4 protein-coding genes are annotated in these 4,092 nt (G+C 63.2%); 2 read left to right on the top strand and 2 right to left on the bottom strand.

Annotation, left to right across the window (positions count from 1 at the left end; genetic code table 11):
• Positions 1–62: 62 nt before the first annotated feature.
• Entirely contained in the window at positions 63–827 is a 765-nt protein-coding gene (locus tag ACTJJX_RS34820) for an IS6-like element IS6100 family transposase (RefSeq protein WP_001389365.1), read from the top strand.
• A 320-nt stretch (positions 828–1,147) separates the two neighbouring features.
• Here the strand turns inward: ACTJJX_RS34820 and ACTJJX_RS34815 are convergent, their stop codons facing one another.
• Positions 1,148–2,491, bottom strand: a complete 1,344-nt coding sequence (locus tag ACTJJX_RS34815) for an IS1380 family transposase (RefSeq protein ID WP_023082273.1) — start codon at positions 2,489–2,491, stop codon at positions 1,148–1,150.
• Between the two features lie 223 nt (positions 2,492–2,714).
• On the opposite strand from ACTJJX_RS34815, the gene ACTJJX_RS34810 reads away from it, so the two are divergent.
• A complete protein-coding gene (locus tag ACTJJX_RS34810; protein ID WP_046941321.1) occupies positions 2,715–3,200 on the top strand; it encodes a carboxymuconolactone decarboxylase family protein in 486 nt (161 codons plus the stop codon).
• 65 nt (positions 3,201–3,265) lie between these two features.
• On the opposite strand, the gene ACTJJX_RS34805 is transcribed toward ACTJJX_RS34810, so the two are convergent.
• Positions 3,266–4,030, bottom strand: coding sequence for an IS6-like element IS6100 family transposase (locus tag ACTJJX_RS34805; RefSeq protein ID WP_001389365.1), 765 nt, complete (start codon positions 4,028–4,030; stop codon positions 3,266–3,268).
• Positions 4,031–4,092 lie beyond the last annotated feature (62 nt).

The following is a 4,092-nucleotide window of genomic DNA, read 5'->3' as shown; positions in this document are numbered from 1 at the left end:
CGGCTCTGTTGCAAAAATCGTGAAGCTTGAGCATGCTTGGCGGAGATTGGACGGACGGAACGATGACGGATTTCAAGTGGCGCCATTTCCAGGGTGATGTGATCCTGTGGGCGGTGCGCTGGTATTGTCGCTATCCGATCAGCTATCGCGACCTTGAGGAAATGCTGGCGGAACGCGGCATTTCGGTCGACCATACGACGATCTATCGCTGGGTCCAGTGCTACGCCCCGGAGATGGAGAAGCGGCTGCGCTGGTTCTGGCGGCGTGGCTTTGATCCGAGCTGGCGCCTGGATGAAACCTACGTCAAGGTGCGGGGCAAGTGGACCTACCTGTACCGGGCAGTCGACAAGCGGGGCGACACGATCGATTTCTACCTGTCGCCGACCCGCAGCGCCAAGGCAGCGAAGCGGTTCCTGGGCAAGGCCCTGCGAGGCCTGAAGCACTGGGAAAAGCCTGCCACGCTCAATACCGACAAAGCGCCGAGCTATGGTGCAGCGATCACCGAATTGAAGCGCGAAGGAAAGCTGGACCGGGAGACGGCCCACCGGCAGGTGAAGTATCTCAATAACGTGATCGAGGCCGATCACGGAAAGCTCAAGATACTGATCAAGCCGGTGCGCGGTTTCAAATCGATCCCCACGGCCTATGCCACGATCAAGGGATTCGAAGTCATGCGAGCCCTGCGCAAAGGACAGGCTCGCCCCTGGTGCCTGCAGCCCGGCATCAGGGGCGAGGTGCGCCTTGTGGAGAGAGCTTTTGGCATTGGGCCCTCGGCGCTGACGGAGGCCATGGGCATGCTCAACCACCATTTCGCAGCAGCCGCCTGATCGGCGCAGAGCGACAGCCTACCTCTGACTGCCGCCAATCTTTGCAACAGAGCCCTCGTGTCTTCAAAGCCTCGCGCGAGGAAGACGCGCGTTGCGGCATCCAGGATTCCCTCTCGTTTCGGTATGTCGCTGCGAGTTGAGGGACCGGCGCTGCGGGGGGGAATCGCTAACCCGTCTTATTCATCGGACAATGGCGGACGGTGGGTTCTGGGCTGACGGCGAGCGGGATCGCGCGTCTGCCTGACGCGTGTGGATCGGGGTCGTTTTGTTGGCGCTGGAGGGACGGGCGTGGGTTCGTCGGGGCGTCTCTGCCCCATGGGTCAGGCCGGTGCCGGGGCGAGCGCGATCGCCAAGTGGCGCAGCAGGTCGGCCTCGGGGCTGGCTGCGGCAAAGGCGAGACGGACGCGGGCCGCGGTCTCGCGGACGCGGGCCCCGAGTTTGAGCAGGCGCAACCGGATCGTGGCGAACTCGGCCTTGGCCAAGCGATGGGTGATCGGGATGGCCTCGCGCACGGTCAGCATCAGCCAATAGGCAGCGGTGTGCAGCACGAGGCGCATCTGGTTGGCGGCGGGGTTCCGGCACGAGGTACGGTCGGAGGCGAGCTGGCCCTTGTGGAGCTTGATCAGGTTCTCGGCCTGGCCGCGGGCGCAGTAGAGCTCGGCATAGAGCCATTCGGGCGTGCCGGTTTCGATGTTGGTGACCACGTAGCGGATGTCGAGGCCGAGCCGCGTGGCTTCGATGCGAGCCGCGACGCGACGTTCCTGCCGCCAGGACTTGGCTGCGTGCGTGGTCTCGGCAAAGCCGCGCACCGCATCCTTGTCGCCGATGGCCCGCACCACCCGGATGGTATCGGCGATATCCTCGACCTTGGCGGCCAGCGCCTTGGTGCCGGTCAGGCCGAAGACGTAGGCGACGCCGTTGTCTTCGCACCAGTCCATGACCTCGGGCCGGCCGTAATGGCCGTCGCCCCGGATCGTGATCGCGGTCGTCGGCCAATGGCGGCGGATGGCCCTGAGGAGGCGGCGCAGATGGCCCCGCACCTCGCGGCCGGACGGCGTCTTGCCCGGCCGCAGGATCATCGCCACCGGGCGCGCGGTGGCGGTGTCGTAGACGTGGATGGGCAGAAAGCAGCGCGCATCGTGGTGGGCGTTGAACAACGACAACTGCTGCTGGCCGTGGACCACGTCGCAGGTGTCGTCGATGTCCAGGGTGACGGCGGCTGGAGGCACGGCGTAGCTGGCGCAGTACAGGTCGACCAGCACGCGCCCGAGCCGGATCAGGTCGCGCAGGTCCGGCGTGTTCTCCAGCCGCGAGACGGTGGGCTGGCTCATCAGGTCCGCGCCGCTCTCGGGCAGGCGCCCGCAGGCGAGCTTGAAGGCGGGGTCGGCGCGCAGGTGGTCGAGGTCGTCCGCGTCCTCATACCCGCAGGCGATGGCCAGGATGCGCGCCAGGAGGATCTCGGGCAGCGGGTGCACGATCCGGCTCGGATCGCGCCGGTCCGGGATCACCGCGGCGAGCTTGTCGGCAATCCGCATCCGCCGGGCCGCCTGAGCCAGCAGCAGGACGCCGCCGTCCGAGGTCAGGCGCCCGCCGTCGAAGGCGGCTGTGAGCTTCTTGGCTCTCACGGATGGAAACGCGAACGGAAGTGCGTCAAGATCGGACATGGCGGGCGTGGCGGGCTCGATGGGGTGAAGAAGGTTGGTGTGAGCACCCAATCCCTAAGCCAGATCAATGCTTTACGCTACGCTCGCCAGCTTCGATCCACCGCCCTCATGAATAAGACGGGCTAATTTCGTTCACGATGATCATCACCTTCCTTGACTGCACTGCACTGTGCAATGTATGTTTTGGAGACTGCACGGTGCAGTGCAAACGAGGAGATAGGGTATGTCAGTCGTAAATTCCAGCGTCGCTTTGCCTGCTGAGGTCTCAAAGGACCGTTTCGCCAGGGGATCTGCTACATTCGCCGCAGTCACCGGCATTCCCACGGAGGCATACCTTGATGGATTCAAGGATAGCTCGCCTGATTTTGGTCGCTATGTGATTGAGTGGGTCTTCGGCGATGTATACAGCCGCACCGATTTGGATTTGAAAACCCGGGAACTCGTTATCATCGCAGCCGGCGCGGCGTTGGGCGCAACGGGAATTGATGTCATCAAATTTCATGTCCCCACTGCGGTACGCGCGGGTGCAACCCGAGACCAGATTTTCGGCGTTCTTACCCAGGTAGCGATTGTTGCAGGTGTTCCCACAGCAATCGCCGCAATTTCGGCGGCGGCACAAGTCTTGGAGCCACACTCTCAGGTCGCTGATCCTCTCTTATTCACCGGGCTGCTGCGTGATGGCTTAATCCGGGACGGGGTGGCAGGCTGAGGCGGCCAGCGGGCTCTGTTGCAAAGATTGGCGGCAGTCAGAGGTAGGCTGTCGCTCTGCGCCGATCAGGCGGCTGCTGCGAAATGGTGGTTGAGCATGCCCATGGCCTCCGTCAGCGCCGAGGGCCCAATGCCAAAAGCTCTCTCCACAAGGCGCACCTCGCCCCTGATGCCGGGCTGCAGGCACCAGGGGCGAGCCTGTCCTTTGCGCAGGGCTCGCATGACTTCGAATCCCTTGATCGTGGCATAGGCCGTGGGGATCGATTTGAAACCGCGCACCGGCTTGATCAGTATCTTGAGCTTTCCGTGATCGGCCTCGATCACGTTATTGAGATACTTCACCTGCCGGTGGGCCGTCTCCCGGTCCAGCTTTCCTTCGCGCTTCAATTCGGTGATCGCTGCACCATAGCTCGGCGCTTTGTCGGTATTGAGCGTGGCAGGCTTTTCCCAGTGCTTCAGGCCTCGCAGGGCCTTGCCCAGGAACCGCTTCGCTGCCTTGGCGCTGCGGGTCGGCGACAGGTAGAAATCGATCGTGTCGCCCCGCTTGTCGACTGCCCGGTACAGGTAGGTCCACTTGCCCCGCACCTTGACGTAGGTTTCATCCAGGCGCCAGCTCGGATCAAAGCCACGCCGCCAGAACCAGCGCAGCCGCTTCTCCATCTCCGGGGCGTAGCACTGGACCCAGCGATAGATCGTCGTATGGTCGACCGAAATGCCGCGTTCCGCCAGCATTTCCTCAAGGTCGCGATAGCTGATCGGATAGCGACAATACCAGCGCACCGCCCACAGGATCACATCACCCTGGAAATGGCGCCACTTGAAATCCGTCATCGTTCCGTCCGTCCAATCTCCGCCAAGCATGCTCAAGCTTCACGATTTTTGCAACAGAGCCG

Source organism: Pseudomonas sp. 22490, from assembly GCF_052044465.1.
GTDB classification, from domain to species: Bacteria; Pseudomonadota; Gammaproteobacteria; order Pseudomonadales; family Pseudomonadaceae; genus Pseudomonas; species Pseudomonas aeruginosa.
This window is presented reverse-complemented; position numbering and strand designations above follow the sequence as displayed.

Bases quoted from the DNA above. Each gene is read 5' to 3' on its own strand.
- ACTJJX_RS34820 (WP_001389365.1), top strand. From the start codon at position 63: ATGACGGATTTCAAGTGGCGCCATTTCCAGGGTGATGTGATCCTGTGG.
- ACTJJX_RS34815 (WP_023082273.1), bottom strand. From the start codon at position 2,491: ATGTCCGATCTTGACGCACTTCCGTTCGCGTTTCCATCCGTGAGAGCC.
- ACTJJX_RS34810 (WP_046941321.1), top strand. From the start codon at position 2,715: ATGTCAGTCGTAAATTCCAGCGTCGCTTTGCCTGCTGAGGTCTCAAAG.
- ACTJJX_RS34805 (WP_001389365.1), bottom strand. From the start codon at position 4,030: ATGACGGATTTCAAGTGGCGCCATTTCCAGGGTGATGTGATCCTGTGG.